This is a genomic window from Streptomyces sp. NPDC104371, assembly GCF_055583785.1.
The window spans coordinates 42418-66461 of sequence record NZ_JBVJNF010000016.1 but is presented as its reverse complement, the minus strand read 5'-3'; the positions used below and the strand labels follow the sequence as shown (position 1 = coordinate 66461).

Sequence of the window (24044 nt, the reverse complement as noted above, 5' to 3'; positions counted from 1 at the left end):
CGCGGTGAATCCGGTGCGGAGCGCGGTAGGGGGGTGCCGTGCTCGGTTGTGATACCGGGCCGTGCCGCGCGGCCGGCTGCCGAACTCCTGGCGGCCGGACAGCAATTCCAGCTCTTCCGGCATGCCCGCAGACCAGGGCGGCCCGGATGAGAACCCCCCTTTCGAACCGGACACACAGCCGGACCGCCCAGGGGCGGGCGGTCCACCGGACGAGAGGGACCAGACTCATGAGTTCTGCTCTGCACTCGGCTGTATCCGCACACGATCCGTCCATACCGGGGACGTACGGGAAGTACCGGCCGGTCTCCTCGCATCTGGCCATCGCACCGCCGGTGAGCGTGGTGATCCCCGCCATGAACGAGGCGGAGAACCTTCCCTATGTCTTCAAGACGCTGCCCGACTGGATCCACGAAGTGGTGCTGGTCGACGGCAACTCCACCGACGACACCGTCGAGGTCGCCCGCGAGCTGTGGCCGGAGGTGAAGGTCGTCGAGCAGCGCGGCAGGGGCAAGGGCGACGCCCTGATCACCGGCTTCGAGGCCTGCACCGGGGACATCATCGTGATGGTCGACGCGGACGGCTCGGCGGACGGCCAGGAGATCGTCAGCTATGTCTCCGCGCTGGTGTCCGGGGCCGACTTCGCGAAGGGCTCGCGGTTCGCGAACGGCGGCGGCACCTCCGACATGACACCGATCCGCAAGCTCGGCAACCGCGTGCTGTGCGGACTGGTCAACGCCAAGTTCGGCGCCCGCTACACCGATCTGTGCTACGGCTACAACGCGTTCTGGCGCAAGTGCCTGGACGAGATCGACCTCGACTGCACGGGCTTCGAGGTCGAGACGCTCATGAACATCCGGGTGGTCAAGGCCGGGCTCAAGGTGCAGGAGATACCGAGCCACGAGTATCTGCGCATCCACGGCGCGAGCAATCTGCGCGCAGTGCACGACGGGTTCAGGGTGCTCAAGGTGATCCTCCAGGAGCGCTCCAACCGGCGGGCGCTGCGCCGCCGTCCGCACACGGTGGCGCTCGACTCCGCGCGAGGAGAGGCGTCTTGAGCATCCCGGACATCTCCGTGGTGATCTGCGTGTACACCGAGGACCGCTGGGAGGACATCCTCGCGGCGGTCGACTCGGTACGGGCGCAGTCCTGCCCGGCGCTGGAGACGCTGCTGGTCGTGGACCACAACGAGGCCCTGCGGGAACGGCTGAGCGCGCAATACAAGGAGGCGGCCGGTCAGGTCCGGGTGCTCGCCAACGCGGGCCCGCGCGGCCTGTCGGCGGGCCGCAACACCGGGATCGCCGCCTCGTACGGGGAGATCATCGCGTTCCTCGACGACGACGCCGTGGCCGAGCGGGACTGGCTGAAGCACTTCGCGGCCGGGTACGCGGACCCCCGGGTGATGGCCGTCGGCGGCCGTACGGAGCCGGTCTGGGCGTCGGGCCGCCGCCCGGCCTGGTTCCCGGAGGAGTTCGACTGGGTGGTGGGCTGCACCTACAGGGGGCTGCCGCCCGGCCGGGTCCGGGTGCGCAACGTCCTCGGCGGCAACGCCTCCTTCCGCCGCGGCGCCTTCGAGGCGGCGGGCGGCTTCGCCACCGGCATCGGGCGCGACGGCGACAAGCGCCCGCTGGGCGGCGAGGAGACGGAACTGTGCATCCGCCTCACCCGGGCCCGGCCGGACGCGATCCTGCTCATCGACGACCGCGCGGTGATCCACCACCGAGTGCCGAAGCCGCGCGAGCACTTCGCGTACTTCCGTACCCGCACCTATGCCGAGGGGCTCTCCAAGGCGCGCGTGGCCCAAAGCGTCGGCTCCGGCAAGGGCCTTGAGTCGGAGCGCCGTTACACCACCCGGGTCCTGCCGGCCGGGGTCGCCCGCGGGCTGCGCGACGCCCTGCTGGCCCGCCCCGGCGGCGCGGGCCGGGCGGGCGCGATCGTCGCCGGGGTGCTCTCGGCGGCGGGCGGCTACCTGGCCGGAAGCCTCCGCACCCGCCCGCGCGGAGCCTCGTTCACGGTGGTGGAGATCCCGGACCGCGAGGAGGACGCCGTATGAACGACCCGGCGGTGCCCATCCTCATGTACCACTCGGTGGCGACGGCCCCCACCAGGGCGACCCGCGCCCTGTCCGTGACCCCCGAGGCCTTCGCGGCGCAGGTGGCGCTGCTCGCGGACCTGGGGTGCACGCCCGTCACCACCGAGGCGCTGGCGCGCAGTTGGCGGGAGGGCGGCGCGCTGCCCGAGCGGCCCGTCCTCATCACCTTCGACGACGGCTACGAGGGCGTGCACCGCCACGCCCTGCCCGCCCTCGCCCAACACGCCTTCGCCGCCACCCTGTTCGTCTCCACGGGATGGATCAGAGGCGACCATGACACCGGCGGCGGCCTGGACACCATGCTCGACTGGGACCAGATCCGCGAACTGGCCGCGTCCGGCGTCGAGATCGGCGGACACAGCCACACCCATCCGCAGCTCGACCAGCTCACCGACGACGCGCTTACGGACGAGCTGCGCCGCTGCACGGAGATCATCACCGGCGAACTGGGCGCCCGCCCGGTCTCGTTCGCCTACCCCTACGGCTACTCCAGCCGCCGGGTGCGGCAGTCGGTGCGCCAGGCGGGCTACCGCCAGTCGCTCGCCGTCGGCAACGCGCTCGCGCACCGCCGCCAGGGCCCCTACGCGCTGCGCCGGGTCACCGTGCGCCGCACCACCGGGCTCGCGGAGTTCGAACGGCTCGTCCAGGGCCGGGCGATCGCCCGCGCCTTCGCCAGGGACCGCGTCCTGACCAAGGGGTACGCCATGGTCCGAAGAGCACGACAGGTTCGCCGGAAGGCCATCGCTTCCCGTGTCTGACACGACCACAGCCCAGGCCGCGTCCTCCACGACCGCGGCACCCGAGCGGCCCGGCCGCCGGTTGCGCCTGCCCGGCCGGGGCAGGAGCGGCGGCGGCAGCCCGCTCTTCCGCAACGCCTACGCGCTGATGCTCAACACCGGCGTCTCGGCGGTGCTCGGCCTCGGCTACTGGCTGGTCGCGGCCCGCTACTACTCCGCCGACGCGGTCGGCCAGGGCTCGGCGGCGATCGCCGCGATGAAGTTCCTCGCCGGGCTCACCGCGGTGACGCTGACCGGGGCCCTGGCCCGCTTCATCCCGGTCTCCGGGCGCGCCACCGGACGCCTCATCTCCCGTACGTACGCGATCAGTTCGCTGGTCGTGGCGGTCGGGGCGGGCGTCTTCCTGGTGACGCTGGACCACTGGGGGCCGTCGTACCGGTTCCTGCACGGCGCGGTCAACGGGCTCGGCTTCGTCGTGGCCGTCATCGCCTGGAACCTGCTCACGCTCCAGGACGGGGTGCTGACCGGGCTGCGCAGCGCGCTGTGGGTCCCGGTCGGCAACTCCGTCTTCTCCGGGGTGAAGCTGGCGCTGCTCGTCGGGCTCGCGGTGGCCATCCCGACGACCGGCGTCTTCGTCTCCTGGGTCGCGGCCATCGCGACATCCGTCCTGCCGCTCGGCTGGCTGGTGTTCCGGCGACTGGTCCCCCGGCACATCAAGGCGACCGAACAGCACGCGAGGCCGCCGTCGCTGAAGGAGATCGGCCGGTTCCTGGCCGGTGACTACACCGGCTCGCTGTTCTCGCTCGCCGTGGTCTATCTGGTGCCGGTGATCGTGGCCGCGCAGGTCAGCGCCGCGGACAACGCCTACTTCTACATCACCACCACCATCGGCGGCACGGTCGACCTGCTGGCCATCAACATGGGTGCCTCGCTCACCGTCGAAGGCGCGCACGACCCGACCCGGCTGGCCGCCAACACCCGGGCCGCGCTGCGGCGCATGGCCCGGATCATGCTTCCGGTGTGCGCGGTGCTGTTCCTCGGCGCACCGTTCATCCTGCATGTCTTCGGCGCGGGTTACGCGCATGCGGCGACCCCGCTGCTGCGCTGGTTCGCGGTCGGCGCGCTGCTGCGGGTCGTCATCGAGACGTACTTCGCGGTGCTGCGCGCCGAGAGCCGTACCTCCGGACTCGCCTGGTTGCAGGGCCTGTTGTGCGTACTGGTACTCGGGCTGACCCTGCTGCTGCTCCCCCGCATCGGACTGACCGGCGCGGGCGTCGCGGAGGTCACGAGCCTCGCGGTGATCGCGTCGATCGCCGCGCCGAGGCTGTTCAGGGTCGTACGCGGCGCCCCACCGCGCGCGCTGCCCGAGGACATGGCACCGGACGGAGACCTGGCCGACCTGGGGACGCGCGAGGTCCTCGTACCGAAGAACCGTCCGTCCTGGGCCGACGACAAGAACGGCACGAACGACACGAACGCTGTGGAGGCCGTGCCCGACGCGGACGCCACGGTCGAGACGGACGGCGCGGAGGACACGGCCGACGAACCGGTCCGCCCTCCGCCGCGCTCCCCCGGCCGTCGCGGCGCCGTGCTGCTCGCCTGCCTGCTCGTCACCGCCCTGCTCCTCTACTGGGTGCCCGCGCTCGCGCTGAACGACCGTTCCCTCGACCGGATGGGTGGCCTCGGGCTGATCTCGGTGCTGCCGCTACCGACCCTCGTCGGGGCCGCGCTGCTGGTCGTGGTCTTCGCGGCGCTGCTGTGGCGCGGCCACGAGCACAAGGGGCTGCTGCTGCTCACCCTGCTCGCCACCGTCGTGTCGCTGCACGCGCTGCCCGCGGTGATCGAGACCGAGCCGCGGTTCGCGACGGCCTGGCAGCACCTGGGCTTCCTCGACTACATCGACCGCACCGGGTCGGCCGTACCGGACCTGGACGCCCGCTGGAGCTGGCCGGGCTTCTTCGCGGCGGCGGCGTTCGTCGCGAAGGCCTGCGGCGTGAGCGACCTCACCGAGGTCATCCGCTGGTGGCCGCTGACCATGCAACTGCTCTATCTGGCACCGATGTTCCTGCTGCTGCGCTCGCTGCGGGCGGGCTGGCGGGCCAAGTGGACCGGCCTGTGGCTCTTCGTGCTCAGCGGCTGGGTCGGCCAGGACTACTTCTCCCCGCAGGGCTTCACCTATCTGTTCTATCTGGTCTTCGTGGCGATCCTGCTGGTGTGGTTCCGGGACCCGCACCTGATCTGGACGACGGCCCGCCCCGGCGAGGCCGAGCCGGAGCGCGCCGGACGCGGCCAACGGGCCGTCCTGCTCGCGCTGTTGATCGCCCTGTACGCGGCGAGCGTGCCGGCCCACCAGCTCACCCCGTTCGTGATGCTGGGCGTGCTCGCGGCGCTCGTGCTGATCCGCCGCTGCGAACTGCGCGGCCTGCCCGTCCTGTTCGCGGTGCTGGTCGCGTTCTGGCTCGGCTTCATGGCCGAGCCGTACTGGTCCGGGCACTTCGACGAACTCTTCGGCGGGGTCGGCGGGGTGGGCAGCAATGTCTCGACCTCGGTCTCCGGGCGCATCCAGGGCGGCGACTCCACCCACAAGCTCGTGCTCTACGCCCGCGTGCTGCTCGCCGGGACGGTCATGGCGCTCGCCTGCTGGGGCTGGTGGCGGCGGCGCGACCACAAGTACCGCGAACGCTCGCTGCTCGTGCTCACCTTCGTGCCGTTCCTGGGCTTCGGCATGCAGTCGTACGGCGGCGAGATGGCCCTGCGGGTCTTCATGTTCGCGCTGCCGGGCGCGGCCCTGCTCGCCGCGCTCGCCCTCTTCCCGCGGACCGGCGCCACGGCGAAGGAGCGGGACAAGGACCGGGTGAGCCTCGCCCCGGTGGCGGCCCTGATGGCGGGCCTGGTGCTGATGTGCGGCTTCCTGGTGGTCCGTTGGGGCAACGAGCCGTTCGAGCGGATCCGTCCGGGCGAGGTCACGGCCATGGACTACGTGTACGCGCACGACGACCCGACCGTGCGGCTGCTGTGGCTGAGCAATGACCCGGTCACCAATGTGACGCCGGCGATGCCGTGGGGCGCGAAGGACATGGAGAAGGTGCAGTACGTACCGACCCTCGCGCCCCCCGACCCGGTCCTGGTGTCGGACCTGGTCACCTCGCTCAGGGACGCGGGCCCCAACTCCTACCTCATGGTCAACCGCAGTCAGGTGACGTATCTCCAGATGGACGTCGGCTACTCGGCGACCTGGCGGACACGCCTCCTGCGGAACCTGGACGCGCGTCAGGAGTTGAAGAAGGTCTTCGTCAACGACGACGCGACCCTGTACACGCTGCGCGAGCCGCCGGGCGGCGTGGTCCCGCAGCCGCGTCCGGGTCCGATCGGACCGCGGGTGACCTGGACGCCGTGGTCGGTCGCCGGGGGGCTCGCGGCCGTGGTGCTGGTCCTGTTGCTCACCGCGCGCGAGATCGTACGGGTCGCGGTGCGCCCGAGCCCGCGGCGTCTGCGGTGGGTGCGGGGGAGCTTCTGGTTCTCGCTGCCGCTGCTGGCGGTGCTGCTGGCCTCGCTGGTGCAGCGGTTCCTGACGATGGGGAAGGGCTGACCCGCGCACGCCAGGCGTACGGGCGTGAAGTGGCTCAGCGCGTCAGCCACTTCACCTCGTACGCCTTCATGGCGAACCGCTTGCCGTCGACCTTCGCGCTGATCCCGCGGTCGAGGGTGTTCACCACGAGGACGGTTCTGTCGGTGGCGAGGACCCGTACGTTGGGGGTGTCGTCCTCGGCGACGGACACGGTCCGGTACGTGGCGCCCGGCGGGAACTCCAGGCCGAAGCGGGAGATCAGGTCGTACAGGGGCAGCGTCCGGCCGCCGTCGGCGCTGTCGGTCGGGGTCCACAGACAGCCGGGGCAGCCGGGGCCCTCGCGTTCCTCCGGGTTCCAGTAGAAGCCGGAGGTGGCGCCGCCCTTGGCCATGGCGATCATCCCGGTGGCCTGCACGGCGACGCGGTGATTCTCGCTCCAGCCCTTGCGGTCGTCGTTGTCGTCGGCGGGCTCGACGTAGTACTCGGCCCACCACAGCGGCAGGTCACCGATCCGCCGCCGCACCCACGCTCCGACGTCGGTGAACTTGTCGGTGGCCGCGAACTCGTCGGGCAGCAGCGTGTCGTCCTTCGTGTAGCTGGAGCCGTCCACGACGACGAAGTCGGCACCCGCCTTGTGCTCGTTCCAGTAGTCGAAGGCGTCGAGGACCCGCTGGTCCATGGCGCCCCAGGCGCCGCGCGGGCTCGCCGCGGCGTTCTGCTCCCCCGGGCCGACGCTGTCCATGACGAGATACGGCCCGCCGACCATGATCTTGTCGTCGACCTGTTTCAGCGCCTTGTACACGAGGTTGTACAACCGGGTGTACCCCTCGTAGTCCCAGCGGCCCCCGGCGTTGTTCCAGAAGCCCTTGAACTCGTTCCACACGACGAAGTGGCGTACGTCCGGATAGCGTCTGGCCACCGTCGCGGCGAGGGCGGCGAAGTCCTGGTAGTGGGCGGGGGTCGGGGCGGTCTCCAGGGCGGACTGGCTCCAGTCGGTGCGGTCGCCCGGCCTGCCGCCCTTCATCCAGTCGGGGGCGCAGCACAAGGTCACGACGGGGGTGCCGCCGGACGCCCGGACGAAATCGATCCGGCGGTCCATCTCCTCGAAGTCGTAACGGCCCTTGACCGGTTCGGGGTTGCCCGCGCCCCAGCCCATGATGTGCTGGTTCTGCGGCAGCCCCGCCCGCGAGAGCAGCCCCTCGACCCGCGCGACGGCCTTCGCGCTGCCCTGGTCGGCGCTGTACTGGGTGTGGGTGAAGCCCCAGCCGACATCCGGGCTCGGCGCCCCGCGCGGGGTGGCGGGTGTGCCGTGCACCTGGCCGCCGTCGCGGGTGGTGCCCCCGCCGTCGGAGCCGCCGCCCGGCAGGGTGTTCATCAAGGTCGCCAGCAGGGCCAGTACGGCCGCGGCCGCACCGAGCAGTGCGGTGAGACGCCACCGCCGTGCCCACCGCGCCTCTGATTTCCCCCCATGGCGTCGCATCAAGGACAACAGTATCGGCCGGAATCCGCCCGCGACAGATTCCGTCACCCGCCGACCGGACCACACGCGAGGCGCCTCCGGGCGCAGGCCCACCCGTACGCCGTGCGCGGGATCGGGGACAGGCCGTGGAAATCCGGTGCGCGGGGCGCCTGAGTGACAGATCATGGCGGCATGTCCGCGAACCCACACGACGCTCTGCCGATCCGGCTCACCGTCGACGACAGCGACTCGCCGTCCGACGTCGTCGACGCGCTGTTCCTCGGCCGCTTCGCGAAGGGAGAGCAACCGTTCTCGCACGCGGCGAACATCGACCGCGTACGCCCCGGGGCCACGCTCCTGCCGCCCGACGCCCGGCTGTTGCGCTACGCCCGCGACGACGACCGCAGCGCGACCCTCGCGGAGGGGGACGGCTGGACGCTGCTGGTCTCCCGCTGGAACCGCGGCGCGGACGTCACGGTCACGGCGACCAGTGCCGACCTGGCCGAACAGGTGCTGAAGCAGGCCACGGACGGCGCGGCGGACGAACCGGAGCCGCAGCCGGAGAACGTGACGATGGGGTTCTGGTACGTGTCCCCGAGGCGCGGCCCGCACCGCACGACGCGGCAGATCTCGGCGGGCACGTGGGAGGAGATCCGCCCGAACTACACGGCGCCGGTCGCGGACGCCATGGACCGGCTGATGAAGACGACACCGCAGGACATCGCGGGCCGGCTGCTGCTGTTGCACGGCCCCCCGGGCACGGGCAAGACCTCCGCGCTGCGCACGCTCGCCCGCTCGTGGCGGGACTGGTGCCAGGTGGACTGCGTCCTGGACCCCGAGCGGCTGTTCTCGGACGTCGGCTATCTCATGGACATCGCGATCGGCGAGGAGGACGCGACGGGCAAGGGCCGCTGGCGGCTGCTCCTCCTCGAGGACTGCGACGAACTGATCCGCGGCGAGGCCAAGCACACCGCGGGCCAGGCGCTGTCGCGGCTGCTGAACCTGACGGACGGCCTGCTCGGCCAGGGCAGGAACGTCCTGGTGGGGGTGACGACCAACGAGGACCTGGAGCGCCTCCACCCGGCCGTCGTCCGCCCCGGCCGCTGTCTGGCCCGCATCGAGGTCGGTCCGCTGACCCGCCCGGAGGCGGTGAGCTGGCTGGGCCGCGAGGAGGGCGTGGGCCGCGACGGCGCGACCCTGGCCGAGCTGTACGCGCTGCGCCGGGGGACGACACCCGCGTCGGTGCCGGACCAGCGGCCGGGGGCGGACGCGGGGCTGTATCTGTAAGCACCCGGGTGTTTGATGGACGTATGACCCTGTTGGTCGGCACCTCGGGGTGGCAGTACCGGGACTGGCGGGACGTCCTGTACCCGGCCGGTGTGCCCATGCGGCTGTGGCTGGAGGAGTACGCGACCCGGTTCGCCACGGTCGAGATCAACAACGCGTTCTACCGGCTGCCGTCGCGGGAGACCTTCGAGAGCTGGCGGGAGCGGGTGCCGCGGGACTTCGTGGTCGCGGTGAAGGCGAGCCGGTATCTGACGCACATCAAGCGCCTGCGGGATCCCGAGGAGCCGGTGCGCCGTCTGATGAGCCACGCCGCCGGTCTCGGTGACCGGTTGGGCCCGGTCCTGCTGCAACTGCCGCCGACGCTGCGCGCGGACCCGGTCCTCCTCGACGACTGTCTGGCCTGCTTCCCCTCCGGCACGCGGGTGGCGGTCGAGCCGCGCCATGACTCGTGGTGGACGCCTCGGGTACGCGGGGTGCTGGAGGCCCGGGGCGCGGCGCTGTGCTGGGCGGACGTGCTGTCCCGCCCGGTCACCCCGCTGTGGCGGACCGCCGGGTGGGGGTACGTCCGCTTCCACGCGGGCCGCGCCCGGCCGTGGCCGCGCTACGGCCGCCGGTCCCTGACGACCTGGGTCCAGCGCGTCGCCGAGACGTGGCCCGAGGGCGCGGACGTCTACGCCTACTTCAACAACGACCTGTACGCGGCGGCGGTCCTGGACGCGACGGCCTTCGCCCACACGGCCACGACAGCGGGCCTCCCGGTGACCCGCACACCGTCACACCTGCCGATCTCGGCGGACGCGACACGATGACGGCGCGTGTGACGCGATGACGACTCTTGTTCGGTCCGCGAACGTTCAGTCCCCGAACTGCTCAGTCCCCGTACGCCGCCCGCAGGGCATCCCGTACCGCCGCCAGCGCACCGGCCTCGTCCAGCCCGAGCCGCCTGGCCCTCTCCGCGTAGGCCTGCGCGGCGGCTGCCGCCTCCCGTTCCGCGGCCGGGCCCGCGGCGGCGACGAACGTGCCGTTGCGTCCCCGTGTCTCGATCACCCCGTCCGCCTCCAGCGCCTTGTACGCCTTGGCGACCGTGTTGGCCGCGAGGCCGAGGGCCTCGGCCAGACCGCGCACGGTCGGCAGCCGGTAGCCCACCGGCAGCACCCCCGACCGGGCCTGGTCGGAGATCTGCGTCCGCACCTGCTCGTAGGGCGGCGCGCTCCCGTCGATGTGGATCTTCAAAGTCACGGGGCGATTGTCGCGCACTCCACGGGAAAATGAGGGGCGGTCGGGTGCTGTTGCGCGTAACGTGCGCGCCCATGACTGTGACTGTGCGCGACCTCAGGACCGAAGTACCCGACGACGTCGAGGACTTCGCCCGTGTCCGTCACCTCGCTCTGCCGTACATGCTGTGGACCCCGGACGCCGTCCGCCACCATCTCGCGCACAGCCACCCGGACGCCCGCCGCCGCCACCTCGTCGCGGAGGAGGACGGCGAGGTGATCGGCACCGCCCAGGTCGGTCTCGTCCACGAGAGCCCGGAGCCGGGCCAGGGCTACCTCAACGCCTATGTCCACCCCGGCCGGACCCGGCGCGGCGCCGGTGACCTCCTCGTGCGCGCCGCGGAGGAGTATCTGGCCTCCCTGGGCGCGACCAAGCTGTTCGCCTGGGTCCTGGACGAGCCGGGGAACCGCGCGTTCGCCGAGCGGCACGGCTACCGGGGCAGCCGCTCCGCCCACTTCCTGCGCCTGGACCTGGCGCAGACCGCGCTTCCGCCGCTCGGCACCCCTCCCCCGGGTGTCGAACTGCGTACCGGCGCCGACTTCGCGGACGATCCACGCCCGCTGTTCGAGCTGGACGCGGAGGCGATGCAGGACGAACCGGGCGACATCGCCACGGAGTTCACGGACTACGAGGCCTGGGTCGAGGAGTACTGGAAGCATCCGCTCCTGAACCTCGAACTGACCTCGGTCGCGATGGTGGGCGGCCGTCCCGCCGCCTTCAGCGTGGCCTACACGGACGACACGGGCCGCTATGTCACCGCGATGACCGGCACCCTGCGCGCCCACCGGGGCCGGGGCCTCGCCAAGCTCGCCAAGAACGACTCGCTGCACCGGGCCCGCGCCGCCGGATCCACCGAGGCGTTCACGGGCAACGACGCGGGCAACGGCCCGATGATCGCCATCAACAAGTGGTTCGGGTACGAGATCTGCGCGACGGAGGTCCGGCATGTCCGCGAACTCGGCTGAGACTCCTGCTCAGTTGGAGGTGGTGCTCGTCAAGGCAGGGCGTACGAAGATCCGTTACCCCGCCGAGCTGCTCCATGACGACGGCACCCGGATCACCGTACGCGCCCCCTGGGCGGGCGACGGCGTCCGCGACTTCGGCTTCGTACGGTTCGAGCCCGGTGACGTCCTCACCGAGTACTACTGGCGCGACCGGTGGTACGCGGTGAAGGAAGTCCGTGACGGACAGGGCGAGTTGAAAGGCTGGTACTGCGACATCACCCGCCCGGCCATGCTGCACGGCGGCGAACTCGTGGTCGAGGACCTCGACCTGGACCTGTGGCGCTCCTCCGACGGTGCGACCGTACTGCGCCTGGACGAGGACGAGTTCGCGGCGAGCGGCCTCGCGACGACGGACCCGCGGGCGGCGGCAGCCGCCACGCAGGCCCTCGACACCCTCGAACTCCTCGCCCGTCAGGGCGACTTCGAGACCCTGCTCGCCTGAGCCGGGGCGCCGCGGTCAGACCACCGCCACCACGGCGTACCGCTCGTCGGCCACCTCCTTCCCCCACAGCCGGGCGTCGTCCGACAGCCGCTCCACGCGGACGTCCCGGACGAGGGGCGCGAGGAGGCCGGTGAGGCGGTCGGCGGGGATACCGGCCGGATCGACCGTCCCCCACACGCCCTCGACCAGCACCAGACGTCCCCCGGGACGCAGCAGCCCCCGCCAGTGCCGCAGCACACGGCCCGGCTCGGGCAGCGTCCACAGCACATGGCGGACAAGGACGACGTCGAAGAGCTGCTCGCCGACGGGCGGTACGGCGGCGTCACCGACATGGAAGACGGCGTCCCGGTCCGCCAACTTGGCGCGGGCCAGGGCGATCATGGGCGGCGACAGGTCGACTCCCGTGACCCGAAAGCCCCGTTCGGCGGCGAGCAGGGACAGGCTGCCCGTGCCGCAGCCGAGGTCCAGCAGGTCACCGGGGTGCTCCGGAAGCCATGCCGCCAACCGGGCGGCCCAGGCCGCGCGGACCGCCGGATCGCGCAGCCCGTGGTCGGGCTCGTCGTCGAACGTGGCCGCCTCGGCGTCCCAGTTCACGTCCACACTCGGGGCCGCCGAGGTTTCGGCCCCCTTCTTCTTGGCCATGTACCTGGTCATGCCACCACAGTGACAGCCGCCGCTGACAGTCAGGTCATGACAAGGAGGCAGCAATGCGCCGAGTGACCGTGCACAAGCCCCTGAAGAGGGCCGCCTCCCGCCGGGAGCGAGAGGAAGCCGACGAGCGCACCACCGAACGCTCCGAGGTACGCAAGGACATCGCACGCGTCTGGTGGCCTGACAACTGAACCTCCTTCGCGCGCACGGCACTTGGGATCAGCACAGCACCTGGGGTCAGTCGAACACCGAGGTGCAGGTGGTCGCGGTGGCGTGGGCCGGGTCGAGGGCGTTGGCCACCTCGTGGAAGGCGATCCGGTCGATCAGGCCTATTGCCAGGTGCTCGGAGAGGTCGACGGGACACAGGCTCTGCACCAGGACGTTGTGGACGTCCGAGCCACTGAGGAACTGCGACCGGTACGGCGTGACGACCTCGTCGTACTGAGTGGCGATGACCGTGTAGTGGACGCCGGGCACGGTGTCGCCGCCCGCGTTGAGCTTGGTCAGGAACGCCGAACCGGCCATCTGGTCGGCGACGCCGGGTACCGCGAGGGAGAGCAGGTCCTCGGCGCCGGGGAAGTACGGCAGCAGGTTGGCGAGCCCGTTCAGGGTGGTGCCGTGGTTGTCGGGCGCGATGCCGACGAGGGAGTTCACCTTGGCCGCGCCGCCGAGGAACTTGAGGTAGTAGCGCGGCATCATGCCGCCCTGTGAATGGCCGACGAGATCGGCCTTGGCCGTGCCGGTCGCGGTGAGCACCCGGTCGACGAAGGCCTGGAGTTGCCCGGCGGAGTCGGCGATGGGGGCCAGCCCGTGGAAGAGGGGGACGCCGGGCAACTGACCGTAGTCGAGCGAGAAGACGCAGTAGCCGCGGTTCACCAAGTAGGGCGCGAGAGCCAGCCAGTTGTCGACGGAGTTCCCGAACGTGCCGTGCACGAGGACGACGGGGCGGGGGTGGGCGGCGGACGGCTCGCAGGAGTAGTCGTTCCAGCCCTGGTGCGACGCGGCGGGTTCGGCGGTGGCGGCCCCGGCGGTGGTGACGGGGACGAGGACGGCCGCGACGGTCAGCAGCAGCGCGGCCAGCGGTCTGAGCAGGCGTTTCCACGGCAGCATCGGGTGATCTCCTTGCGACTCACGGACGGGGTGCGACGGTCGGTCGTCCTGTGATCCGGATCACGAGGATGCTGTTCTTTCGCCAAGTTACGAACGCGTAGCGCAGACGGGAAGTTACGCGTCGGTAAAACTTCCGCGCTTCCCTACCCTTCCCGTTGGAGTTACAGTAATCGAACGAACGTACGACAGACATGTTGGGCGAATGGTCGAAAATGGGGTGGAGTAGTGGAGGTGCGACATGGCGGGCTTCGCTCATCTGCATGTCGCGTCCGGTTACTCCGCCCGGTACGGCGGCGCCCATCCCGAGCACCTCGTCCGGCGGGCGGCCGAGCGCGGCATGCGCGCGCTCGCGCTCACCGACCGGGACACCGTCACCGGCGTCGTACGGTTCGCCGAGGCCTGCGCCAAGGACGGGATCCGGCCGCTGTTCGGGGTCGACCTCGCGGTGGAGGCCCTCGCGCCCCCTCCCCCGGCCCCACGCCGCCGCACCCCGGCGCGCGGTGGCGCGCATGTGGTCGAGCCACCGCTGCGGATCGTGCTGCTCGCCCAGGACCGGGCGGGCTGGGCCCGGCTCTGCCGCATCACCTCGGCCGCCCACGCCGACGCCCTGGACGGCAGGGCGCCGGTGGTGCCCTGGCAGGCGCTGCGCGCGTACGGCGGTCCCGGTCTGACCGTCCTGCTCGGACCGCTCGCGGAGCCGGTACGGGCACTGGCGGCGGGCCGGGAGGACGTCGCGGTGAAGCTGCTGGCGCCCTGGCGGGAGATCTTCGGGACCGGGGCCCGGCTGGAAGCCGTGGCCCATCACCGGTACGGCACCGGGCCCGGCTCGCTCCGGCTGGCCGCCCGCACCCTGGCGCTGGCCGACCGCACCGGCACCACCGCCGTGCTCTCCAACGCCGTGCGCTACGCCGACCCCGACCAGCACCGCCTCGCCGATGTCCTGGACGCCGCGCGGCTGTTGCGGCCCATCGACCGGCGCCGCCTGGACAGCGGGCAGCGCTGGCTCAAGGACGAGGCCCGGATGGCGGACCTCGCGCGGAGGGTCGCGGACTGCGCCGGAGCGGACGCCCGGCGGGCTAGCCGCCTGCTCGCGGACACCGCCGCCACGGCCGCCGCGTGCACGCTCGACCCCGTGGCGGACCTCGGCCTCGGCACCTCGCATCTGCCGGAGCCGGAGGTGTTCGGCGCCGACCCCGGTGCGGGCGGCGCGGCGCGGCTGCTGCGGCAGCGGTGCGCGGAGGGCCTGGCCCGGCGCGGCCTGGACCGGGACCGGGCCGCGCGCGACCGGCTGGCCGAGGAGCTGGCCGTGATCTCCCGGCTGGGCTACGACGCGTACTTCCTCGCCGTCGGCCAGGTCGTCGCCGACATCCGGGCGAAGGGCATCCGGGTCGCGGCCCGCGGCTCGGGCGCCGGGTCGATGGTGTGCCACGCGCTGGGCATCGCCACCGCCAACCCGCTCGACCACCGGCTGCTGTTCGAACGCTTCCTGAGCGTGCGCCGGGCCTCGCTGCCCGACATCGACATCGACGTGGAGTCCGCCCGGCGGCTCGAGTGCTACGACGCGATCTTCGAACGGTTCGGCAAGGAGCGGGTGGCGGTCACCGCGATGCCCGAGACCTACCGGGCCCGCCGCGCCCTGCGGGACACCGGCCTCGCCCTCGGGATCGCGCCCGCGGAGGTCGACCGGATCGCCAAGAGCTTCCCGCACCTGCGGGCCGCGGACATCACCGGCGCGCTCGCCGAACTGCCCGAGCTGCGGCAACTGGCGGCCGAGGCGGACCGGTTCGGGCCGCTGTGGGAGCTGGCCGAAGGGCTCGACTCCCTGATCCACGGCATGGCCATGCACCCCTGCGGTGTGGTCATCAGCGACGCGACGCTCCTGGACCGGCTGCCGGTGCAGCCGACCCCGCAGGGCCGGTACCCGATGGCGATGGCGGCGAAGGAGGAGACCGAGGCGCTGGGCAACATCAAGCTGGACGTCCTGGGCGTACGGATGCAGTCCGCGATGGCCCATGCCGTGGCGGAGATCGAGCGGACGACCGGCGACCGGATCGATCTGGACGACCCGAAGCAGGTGCCGCTCGACGACGTCTTCGCGTTCAAGCTCATCCAGGACAGCCAGACCCTCGGCCTGTTCCAGTTGGAGTCCCCCGGCCAGCAGGACCTGCTCTCCCGGTTGCAGCCCCGCGATCCGCAGGACGTCATCGCCGACATCAGCCTCTTCCGTCCCGGACCGGTCGCCGGGGGCATGCCCGAGCGGTACATCGCCGCGCGCCACGGCGACGCTCCGGCCTACGCCCACCCGGACCTGGAACCGGTGCTCGCCGACACCTACGGCGTGACCATCTGGCACGAGCAGATCATCGAGACGCTGTCGGTGCTGACGGGCTGCGACCTCGCCCTGGCCGAGGTCGCCCGGCGGGCGCTCGGCGACAAGGCGCGGCTGCCCGGGGTCAGGGACTGGTTCCACCGCGAGGCGCGCGCCCGCGGGTACGCCCCCGAGGTCCTGGACGAGGTCTGGAGGACCGTCGAGGCCTTCGGCTCCTACGGCTTCTGCCGGGCGCACGCGGTCGCCTTCGCCGTACCGGCCCTGCAGAGCGCCTGGCTCAAGGCGCACTACCCGGCGTTCCTGCTGGCCGGTCTTCTCGAACACGACCCCGGTATGTGGCCGAAGCGCGTCCTCGTCGCGGACGCCCGTCGCCGCGGTGTGCCGGTCCTGCCCGTCGACATCAACCGCTCCGGGACGCGGCACACCGTGGAGCGGACCGACGAGGGGCGGTGGGGTGTGCGGCTCGCGCTGTCCGCGGTGCGCGGCATCAGCGACGCCGAGTGCGCGCGGATCGAGGCGGGCCGGCCGTACGGATCGCTGTCGGACTTCTGGCAGCGGGCCCACCCGAGCCGGCCCGTCGCCGAACACCTCGCGGAGATCGGCGCGTTGGCCCCTCTCCACGACGGGCGTCTGACGCGCCGCGATCTGCTGCTGCAGATCTCCGAGGTGCACCGGCAGTCCCGTACCCGGTCCGCGGGGACGGGCCAACTGCCCCTGGACGCGGGCGCGGTCGGCGGGTCGGAGCCGAGCGGTCTGCCGGAGCTGACCGGGCGCGAGACCCTGAGCGCGGAGCTGAGCACCCTCGGTATCGATGTCTCCCGGCATCTGATGGAGCATCACCACCGGCTGCTGCGGGAGATCGGCGCGACCGACGCGGCGCATCTGGCCGGGGCGCGCCCGGGGCGGCAGGTCCTCGTCGCCGGGGTGCGGGCGGCGACCCAGACCCCGCCGATCCCCAGCGGCAGGCGGATCATCTTCGTCACCCTGGAGGACGGCTCCGGCCTGGTCGATCTGGCGTTCTTCGAGGACTCGCACCCGGCCTGCGCGCACACCGTCTTCCACAGCGGACTGCTGCTGGTACGCGGCACGGTCCAGGTGCGCGGCACGCGCCGTACGGTCGTCGGCACCATGGCCTGGGACCTGGAGCGGATCGCCGCCGCCCGCCGCGACCACGGCCCCGAGGCCGCCCTCGCCCTGCTCGGCGCCGACCGCCCGCACCCGACCCCGGCCCAGCCACAGCGCACTCTGGCCAACGGCACGACGGGCGCCCGGCTGCACCCGTACGCCGATCTGCTCCCGGCGGGCGACCGCTCGGCCGATCTGAAGAAGCTCGGCTACACGAGCCCCGGTTCGGCGGGCTGAGGTGCCGATCCCGCCAGCGCCTTCTCGTGCTGCATCCGCGTCAGCCCCAGGACGACGGCGATGGCGAGCACCGCGGCCACAGCGTCGAGGACATCGGCGACCAGCATCATCCGGGACGCGTCGTGCAGTTCCGAAGCGGTCTCGGCGCGGGAGTACGACCGGGAGGCGGCCCGGCCCCCGAGGAGCGAGATGATCCACAGCGACCACCAGGCATTGACCAGCCCGTGCGAGCGGCGCGCCCCCCAGGCGGTGCTGGCGTCCCAGATATCGAGGGTGATCCGGCGCGGGAACCAGAGGTTCACGACGGGGGTGAACCAGGCGCCGATCGCCCAGCCGCGCGCCTTGCTGTGCGCGGACCGGTCGAACACCTCGGCGTTGACCCGCACCCGGTAGAACCAGCAGAGGTACACGGCGACGCTGGCCACCAGCGTCGCGACCTGGGCGACGCCCGCCAGGGAGTAGACGTTGTCGGAGTGGTCGGCGCGCCGGGTCACGTCGGCGCCGTAGACGCCGTCCATGAGGTCGCCCGTGACGTCGAGTTGCAGGAAGTCCGCCCAGACGGCGAACAGGTCCGCCACGATGACGAGTCCGAGCATGGCGGCGGCGGCCCGGCCGAGCCCGACGGGCGACCGCAGCCAGGGGCCGGGGGCACCTCCGTACGCCGGGCCGGGTGGGGGCGTGACGGCGCACTGGGCGCACAGAGTGCCGCCGGGCACGGCGGCGACGCGGTGACAGCGGGCACAGAGCATGCGGGTCCCCCCGGAAAGGCGCACAAGACAGGCACAGACATGGAAACGCCGTGCGCGACTCTCCCCGAGACGCACACACAGCCTCCGGAACATACGTTTCCGCAGCGTTACGTGTCCACCTCAATGGACTTCACGGAGTCGCACAAATATTCGAACAAGGTCTACGGTGGAGACACGGAGCGCCCGCGAGAGACAGGGCGCCCGGTGAATCCCGGGAGGTGCGGAATGGCCATGCGGCAGCGGCACATCGCCCACCTCCATCTGCACGCCGCGCTGACGGAGGACACGTACGCCGACATCCTCGAGCTGATGTCCGGCATCACGCCGCATGTCCAGGCCGTCCCACCGAGCGCCGTCCAGCTCGATCTGACCTCGGCGCTCCGGTACTTCCAGCAGTCCCCCTACGACATGGTCCAGATGGCGATGCTCCGGCTGAAGGCCCTCTACGGCATCGAGTCCAGCGCCGGGCTCGCGGGCAACCGCATGCTGGCCGTCATGGCGGCCGACGCGTCGGCGCCGGGAGACACCACCTGGGTCCCCGCCGAGCAGGCCGCCGCATGGCTGCGCCCCCGTCCGCTCATCGCGCTGCCGGGGATCGGCCGCGTCACCGCGACCACCCTCCACCGCTACGGGCTGCACACCATCGGCCAGATCGCCGACCTGCCCCCGGCGACCCTGCAACGCCTCCTCGGGGTCGGCCAGGCCCGGCTGCTGTCCGAACGCGCCCGCGGCCATGACCCCCGCCCGGTCGCCCCGCTGGAACCGGCGGCGCAACTGACCGCCGATCTCGTCTTCGACCGGGACTGTCTCGACCCGGCGGAGCACCACCGAGCCGTGCTCGGCCTCGCCGAGCAGATCGGCATCCGCCTGCGCGGCGAGGGCCAGGTCACCGGCCGTATCACCCTCACCGTGCGCTACGCCGACCGCAGTTCGACCACCCGGACACGCAAGCTGGCCGAAGCCACCGACCACTCGCCCGCCCTCGCCACCGCCGCCCTCGGCCTGTTGACCGGTCTGGGGCTGCAACGGGCGCGGGTGCGTGCCCTCGCGTTCCGCGCCGACGCTCTGCTGCCGGCCGGTGCCGCGCACCGCCAGCTCTCCCTGGACCCCGGCGACGACCGCGCCCGCGCCGCCGAGGCCGCCGCGGACAAGGCCCGCCGCCGCTTCGGCTCGGGCGCCGTGCACCCCGCCACGCTGGCCGACGGCCCTCGGGGGCCGGCCTCGGCCATGCGATAGACGGGCGGGCGGAAAGGCGGGCGGGCGGACAGGCGAAGGTCCCGCCCCCGAAGTGCGCGGGGCGGGACCTCACTCGGTGCGGGACGGGTCAGCCGATCTCGGCACCCACGGCCGACAGCGCCTTGGTGACGGGCTGGAAGAAGGTCTCGCCGCCCGAGGTGCAGTCGCCGCTGCCGCCGGAGGTGAGGCCGATCGCGCTCTCACCGTCGAAGAGCGCGCCACCGCTGTCGCCGGGCTCGGCGCAGACATCGGTCTGGATGAGGCCGTTGACCGTGCCCTCCGCGTAGTTCACGGTGGCGTCCAGACCGGTGACGGTGCCGGAGTGCACCTGGGTCGTGGAACCGCTGCGGCTCACCTTCTCGCCGACCGTCGCCTCGGCCGCCTTGGTGATGGTCTGCGTGGAGCCGTTGTAGAGGTCGACCGCGCTCGGGTGGTCCACGTCCGCCGTGTACTTGACCAGCCCGTAGTCGGTGCCCGGGAAGCTGGACTCCGCGTTCTCGCCGATCTCGGTGCCGTCGGAGTCCGACCAGGTGGAGATCGCCTCGGTGCAGTGCCCGGCGGTGAGGAAGTACGGCTCGCCGTCCTTGACCACGTTGAAGCCGAGCGAGCAACGCCCGCCGGACCCGGTGATCGCGTCACCGCCCGCGATGAACGCCTTGTACTCGGCCTTGGTCCTGCGCAGTTCGGCCCGCCCGCCCAGACCGTCGACGACCTTGCTGAGCTTCGCCCACTCGGCCTTCGAGACGGTCCTGTCGGCCGTGACGACGACCTTGTTGCTACGGGGGTCGGTCGCCCACGAGGTGCCGGGGATGGTGGCGTCCTTCGTGAGCTCGGTGCGGGCACCCGCCAGTTCGGTCAGGGAGTTCTCGACGATTCTGGCCTTGGCCCCGGCCGCCCGGACGGTCTGCGCGGCCTGCGCGTCGACCACGTTGACGACGAGGTGCTTCGTCTTCGCGTCGTAATACGTTCCGGCCGCTTCGGCGCCCAGATCCTTCCCGAGCGTCGAGGCGAGCTTTCCGGCCGCGCCGACCGAGAGTGTGTGGGGCACCTCGGTCTTCGGGGCCTCGCTCGCGTTCGCGTTCTGGAAGGTGACAGCGGCGACGATCAGCGCGGTGACACCCGCGCCCGCCAGCGCCGCGCGCCGCTTGGGTATGTGTCGGTGCTTCAACTCGCGTCCTCCTGTGGGGGGTCCGGCCGCGCGGGGAATGTGGGGACCGTCGCGGCCGGAAGGCGTACGGGGACGGAGGCGGCGTAACTGCTGGGGGCCGCGTCCGAACCCGCCGTGCGGCGCCCACTATTCCGAGGCCGACAGGGCGCACACAAGGTCGACTTCAGGACGCGTGTACGTCAACGAACCTACGGTCGCGAAGGGTTGAGCCTCGCCTGGTCGTCGCCGCGCTGTTCCCATCGCAAACACTGACGGTCGACCGTCCGTGCGCGGCCTGCGAGGTCTAGTCCTGTCCGGATCTCATCGTCTCGGGGTGCGGGGCCATGAGGGTAATGGGGTGCGGGAGTTGCTTCTGCATCGATTGCTCGGCGGCCCCCGAAGGGGTGCGGACACGCACGAGCCCCCGTGCGTCGTCAACGCACGGGGGCTCGGGTGCCGCCGACTGCGGAACGGCGGCCGGGCGGGTCAGCCGATGCTCACGCCGAAGTGGCTGAGGGCCGCGGTGACCGGCTGGAAGAAGGTCGTGCCGCCGGAGGTGCAGTCGCCGCTGCCGCCGGAGGTCAGACCGTAGGCCACGGAACCACCGTAGAGGGGACCGCCGCTGTCGCCGCCCTCGGCGCAGACCGTGGTCTGGATGAGGCCGTAGACGATGCCGTCACTGCCGTAGTTGACGGTGGCGTTCAGCGCGGTGACCGTGCCGCTGTGCGTGCCCGTGGTGGAGCCGCGCCGGGAGACGGTCGTCCCCACGCTCGGGGTGGCGGCGCTGGAGATGGTCTGGCTGCCGACCGTACTCGGGTGCGAGATCGAGGAGTTGGTGTACTTCACCAACGCGTAGTCGCTGCCCGGGAAGGTGTAGCCGGAGTTCGTGCCGAGCACCGTGCCGTGACCGGAGTCGGAGTACCACGTGGAGGCGACCGCCCCGCAGTGCCCGGCGGTCAGGAAGTAGTACGTGCTTCCGCTGTGCACGTTGAAGCCGAGCGAGCAGCGGTAGGAGCCGCCGTAGATGGCGTCACCACCGGAGATCAGCTTGCTGAACCTGCCCGGCGTGTGCTTGATGGTGAGGGCGTCGGCGTTGCTGCCCGCCGCCTCCTTGATCTTCGCGATGTCGGCGTCGGAGACCCTGCTGTCGACGGTGACGACGACGCGGTGCGTCGCGGGGTCGACGGCCCAGGCGGTGCCCGCGACATCGGACTTGAGCACCGAGTCGCTCACACTGCTGAGCTGCTGCGCACTGAAGGTCTGTGCGTCACTCGCGTTCGCGGTGGGGACGGCGAACGCCGCCGCGGCCAGGAATCCGGAGGCCACGGCGATCAGCCGGGTCCATCTGGTGGCGGTGCGTGTGGGGGTGGTGCGCTTGATCCTCACTTGTCGTTCCCTCCAAGGGAATTCGGGGGCCCGCGCTGTGGGGTTGGGGCCCGTGAGGCGCAGTCAGGAGCGGTATGCCCGGATTGCGAACATGCCGTGCTCCTGACAAGCACTACGGGGAGTATTCGGGCGTACGGCCGAACGGCGCAAGGGTGCCTTTCGGCCGTAGAACCCTCAACTCCCTTGAGATCATGGTGCGTTGCGGTCCGGCGGGCCCACCGGACCGTGGCTCAGCAGTCGCAGCCGCAGTCACACCCGTCGCAACTGCAGCAGTTGCTGCAGCAGTCACAGCCATCACCACAGCTCTCGCAGCAGTCGCAGCAGTCAGCGCAGTCACGGCACCAGCCCTCGCGCCGCTGCCGCGACCAGGCCCCCTCGTAGTGATCGGCGCAGCACACCTTGCACGTGCAGCACAGCCCGACGGCGACCGCGCACCCGGCGAGGAAGCCCCGGCCGGGGCGCGGCGGCTCACCGCCGGGGTGGCCGCCGCCCGGCGGACCGTCCGGGTCGTACGGGTGCCGGGGCGGCGCGTAGGGGCCCTGCGGGGCCTGCGGACCACCCGGCGGCGGGCCGAACGCGCCCTCCGCGCCGTGCGAGCAGGACTCGGTGCCGAAGGCCCGGTCCACCGAGCGCCGCAGTTCGTGCACGAGCAGCACATGCGCGAGCTGTCGGCCGGTGTCCTCGCCCTCCGCGCAGGAACCCCACTCCACCTCGCGCAGCGCGAGCCGGATCCCGTACAGGGCGTCATCGGCCAGGCGGCGGGCCTCCGTCAGCGAGGTCCCGGTGTGGGTGAGCGGGTTCCAGGCGCCCGCCGCCGCGTCGGCCTCCTGGTCCTCCACGGCGTCCAGCAGATGCGCGAGCCGCCCGAAGAGCCGCCCGGCCTCGGCCAGCGGCGCGGCGTTGCCGGGGCGCCCGGCCAGCACCGCCGTGTGCGCGAAGGCGGCGGCGGTGGCGGTCTCGGTCGGCTCGGTGACGGTCAGGATCGAGGTGCCGGGCCCGGCGAGCGTCTCGATGCCGACCTGGCGGTCCACGGCGTCCACGAGCACGGCGGTGTCGAAGCCGACGGCCGAGCCGCCCCGCGCCCCGGCCCGGCCCCAGCTCGCGGCGACCCGGCGCGCGGCGACCGCCACCGGCCTGCGCGCCAACAGCCCGTCCCCGTCGGCCGCGTGGTCGCGCACCTTGGCGGCGGCGAGCACCAGCGAGACGGCGGCGGCGAGCCGCGCCCCCTCACCCCGCGCGACGGAGGCGGTGCGCATCCCGCGCAACGGACAGGGGCCCGCGGTGCGCCGACCGCCGTCGGCCCGCTCCACCTGAGCCTCCGTCAGCACGGAGATGAGCAGCCCGTCGTAGTTCGTCACCACCCGGGCCAACTGTCCGTGGTCCTCGCGCAGCGCGAGACACAGCCCGCACAGATGCGCCATCCATTGGGCACTCAGGCCCTCTCCCAGCCGGTGACGGCAGGGCCGCACGATGCCGAACACGACACTCCCCCATGGTTCGTACGACGTTGAGCGGCGGCATCGTATCTGCCCCCTCGTTCACCCGTACGCACCGACCGTCACCCATCCGCCGTCGTAGATCATATTTCACTCACAGTCAGCAGCCGTACGCCCCAAGCCCCTTGGGGGAAGCGGGCCCTCGACGGACGCGTTGTGCACCAGTACCGTCACGAAACCCCCGCGCGGCGCCTATCCCCTTGGCGCCGCATCCGCATCATGAACGACCATGGGATGGCGCAGGGCGTGAAGACCGCTGTGAGAGGAGGCGTCCATGGGATCGGTGCGCAAGGCGAGTGCCTGGCTTGGCCTCGTCGACGACAACGATGACGAGCGTTACTACGAAGACGACTACGCGGAGGGCCAGGAGCAGGGCGAGGCCTGGGTGACCGACCCCCGTGTGCAGGTCGCGTCCGACACGGCGGCGGACAAGGGCCGGCGGATCGGCACGGTGACCCCGGACAGCTTCCGGGACGCCCGGATCATCGGCGAGCTGTTCCGGGACGGCGTCCCGGTCATCATGAACCTCACGAGCATGGAGGGCGCCGACGCCAAGCGCGTCGTGGACTTCGCGGCGGGCCTGATCTTCGGCCTGCACGGCTCGATCGAGCGTGTCTCCACCCGGGTCTTCCTGCTGACCCCCGCGCACACGGAGATCGTCAGCGGCGAGGCCGGGAGCCGACGGGACAAGGGCTTCTTCAACCAGAGCTGAGGCAG

Annotated in this window: 20 protein-coding genes; 12 read left to right on the top strand and 8 right to left on the bottom strand. The window is 72.0% G+C overall.

Going from position 1 to position 24044, the window contains the following annotated elements; genetic code table 11:
• The first annotated feature begins 227 nt into the window (after positions 1–227).
• The 4 genes from ACZ60T_RS32395 to ACZ60T_RS32380 are packed head-to-tail and all read left to right on the top strand — an operon-like array spanning position 228 to position 6415.
• Positions 228–1055, top strand: coding sequence for a glycosyltransferase family 2 protein (locus ACZ60T_RS32395; protein ID WP_469669207.1), 828 nt, complete (start codon positions 228–230; stop codon positions 1053–1055).
• Entirely contained in the window at positions 1052–2050 is a 999-nt protein-coding gene (locus tag ACZ60T_RS32390; protein ID WP_469669206.1) for a glycosyltransferase family 2 protein, read from the top strand. Before ACZ60T_RS32395 ends, ACZ60T_RS32390 begins: the two co-directional genes overlap by 4 nt.
• Positions 2047–2847: a polysaccharide deacetylase family protein gene (locus ACZ60T_RS32385; RefSeq protein WP_469669205.1), complete on the top strand. Its 801-nt coding sequence runs from the start codon at positions 2047–2049 to the stop codon at positions 2845–2847. The genes ACZ60T_RS32390 and ACZ60T_RS32385 overlap by 4 nt, the downstream gene beginning before the upstream one ends.
• Complete coding sequence (locus tag ACZ60T_RS32380; protein WP_469669204.1) at positions 2840–6415, top strand: lipopolysaccharide biosynthesis protein; 3576 nt, start codon at positions 2840–2842, stop codon at positions 6413–6415. Before ACZ60T_RS32385 ends, ACZ60T_RS32380 begins: the two co-directional genes overlap by 8 nt.
• Positions 6416–6449: 34 nt before the next feature.
• Here the strand turns inward: ACZ60T_RS32380 and ACZ60T_RS32375 are convergent, their stop codons facing one another.
• Complete coding sequence (locus ACZ60T_RS32375; protein WP_469669203.1) at positions 6450–7874, bottom strand: GH39 family glycosyl hydrolase; 1425 nt, start codon at positions 7872–7874, stop codon at positions 6450–6452.
• A gap of 171 nt (positions 7875–8045) precedes the next feature.
• Here ACZ60T_RS32375 and ACZ60T_RS32370 point away from each other — a divergent pair, with 171 nt between their 5' ends.
• Together ACZ60T_RS32370 and ACZ60T_RS32365 are read left to right on the top strand one after the other, a co-directional pair.
• Positions 8046–9140 (top strand): DUF5925 domain-containing protein, encoded by a 1095-nt coding sequence (locus ACZ60T_RS32370; RefSeq protein WP_365633162.1) that lies wholly within the window; start codon positions 8046–8048, stop codon positions 9138–9140.
• 23 nt (positions 9141–9163) lie between these two features.
• The gene (locus ACZ60T_RS32365) at positions 9164–9949 is read left to right on the top strand and encodes a DUF72 domain-containing protein (protein WP_469669202.1); all 786 of its coding nucleotides are present in this window, start codon (positions 9164–9166) and stop codon (positions 9947–9949) included.
• A gap of 61 nt (positions 9950–10010) precedes the next feature.
• Here ACZ60T_RS32365 and ACZ60T_RS32360 read toward each other — a convergent pair whose 3' ends face one another.
• Positions 10011–10379, bottom strand: a complete 369-nt coding sequence (locus ACZ60T_RS32360) for a GntR family transcriptional regulator (protein ID WP_469669201.1) — start codon at positions 10377–10379, stop codon at positions 10011–10013.
• A gap of 71 nt (positions 10380–10450) precedes the next feature.
• Between ACZ60T_RS32360 and ACZ60T_RS32355 the strand changes: the two genes are divergently transcribed.
• On the top strand, positions 10451–11380 hold the full coding sequence (locus ACZ60T_RS32355; protein ID WP_469669200.1) for a GNAT family N-acetyltransferase: 930 nt from the start codon (positions 10451–10453) through the stop codon (positions 11378–11380).
• Positions 11361–11861, top strand: a complete 501-nt coding sequence (locus tag ACZ60T_RS32350) for a ribonuclease FAU-1 family protein (RefSeq protein WP_469669199.1) — start codon at positions 11361–11363, stop codon at positions 11859–11861. Before ACZ60T_RS32355 ends, ACZ60T_RS32350 begins: the two co-directional genes overlap by 20 nt.
• A 15-nt stretch (positions 11862–11876) precedes the next feature.
• Here the strand turns inward: ACZ60T_RS32350 and ACZ60T_RS32345 are convergent, their stop codons facing one another.
• The gene (locus tag ACZ60T_RS32345) at positions 11877–12503 is read right to left on the bottom strand and encodes a class I SAM-dependent methyltransferase (RefSeq protein WP_469669216.1); all 627 of its coding nucleotides are present in this window, start codon (positions 12501–12503) and stop codon (positions 11877–11879) included.
• Positions 12504–12568: 65 nt separating this feature from the next.
• Between ACZ60T_RS32345 and ACZ60T_RS32340 the strand changes: the two genes are divergently transcribed.
• Positions 12569–12703, top strand: coding sequence for a hypothetical protein (locus tag ACZ60T_RS32340; protein WP_365633179.1), 135 nt, complete (start codon positions 12569–12571; stop codon positions 12701–12703).
• Positions 12704–12749: 46 nt separating this feature from the next.
• On the opposite strand, the gene ACZ60T_RS32335 is transcribed toward ACZ60T_RS32340, so the two are convergent.
• A complete protein-coding gene (locus ACZ60T_RS32335; protein ID WP_469669198.1) occupies positions 12750–13622 on the bottom strand; it encodes an esterase/lipase family protein in 873 nt (290 codons plus the stop codon).
• Between the two features lie 238 nt (positions 13623–13860).
• On the opposite strand from ACZ60T_RS32335, the gene ACZ60T_RS32330 reads away from it, so the two are divergent.
• Positions 13861–17313 (top strand): DNA polymerase III subunit alpha, encoded by a 3453-nt coding sequence (locus tag ACZ60T_RS32330; RefSeq protein ID WP_469669197.1) that lies wholly within the window; start codon positions 13861–13863, stop codon positions 17311–17313.
• Here ACZ60T_RS32330 and ACZ60T_RS32325 read toward each other — a convergent pair.
• Positions 17286–18062 (bottom strand): DUF4328 domain-containing protein, encoded by a 777-nt coding sequence (locus ACZ60T_RS32325; RefSeq protein WP_469669196.1) that lies wholly within the window; start codon positions 18060–18062, stop codon positions 17286–17288. The genes ACZ60T_RS32330 and ACZ60T_RS32325 overlap by 28 nt on opposite strands.
• Positions 18063–18287: 225 nt before the next feature.
• On the opposite strand from ACZ60T_RS32325, the gene ACZ60T_RS32320 reads away from it, so the two are divergent.
• Positions 18288–19298: a DNA polymerase Y family protein gene (locus ACZ60T_RS32320; RefSeq protein ID WP_469669195.1), complete on the top strand. Its 1011-nt coding sequence runs from the start codon at positions 18288–18290 to the stop codon at positions 19296–19298.
• Between the two features lie 88 nt (positions 19299–19386).
• Here ACZ60T_RS32320 and ACZ60T_RS32315 read toward each other — a convergent pair whose 3' ends face one another.
• The 3 genes from ACZ60T_RS32315 to ACZ60T_RS32305 all read right to left on the bottom strand — a co-directional run bounded on the left by ACZ60T_RS32315 (position 19387) and on the right by ACZ60T_RS32305 (position 23312).
• Positions 19387–20466, bottom strand: coding sequence for a S1 family peptidase (locus tag ACZ60T_RS32315; RefSeq protein WP_469669194.1), 1080 nt, complete (start codon positions 20464–20466; stop codon positions 19387–19389).
• A 465-nt stretch (positions 20467–20931) separates the two neighbouring features.
• Positions 20932–21831, bottom strand: a complete 900-nt coding sequence (locus ACZ60T_RS32310) for a S1 family peptidase (protein ID WP_469669193.1) — start codon at positions 21829–21831, stop codon at positions 20932–20934.
• A gap of 230 nt (positions 21832–22061) precedes the next feature.
• The gene (locus tag ACZ60T_RS32305) at positions 22062–23312 is read right to left on the bottom strand and encodes a DUF5685 family protein (RefSeq protein WP_469669192.1); all 1251 of its coding nucleotides are present in this window, start codon (positions 23310–23312) and stop codon (positions 22062–22064) included.
• A gap of 289 nt (positions 23313–23601) precedes the next feature.
• Here ACZ60T_RS32305 and ACZ60T_RS32300 point away from each other — a divergent pair, with 289 nt between their 5' ends.
• Positions 23602–24039 (top strand): cell division protein SepF, encoded by a 438-nt coding sequence (locus ACZ60T_RS32300; protein WP_365633202.1) that lies wholly within the window; start codon positions 23602–23604, stop codon positions 24037–24039.
• Positions 24040–24044 lie beyond the last annotated feature (5 nt).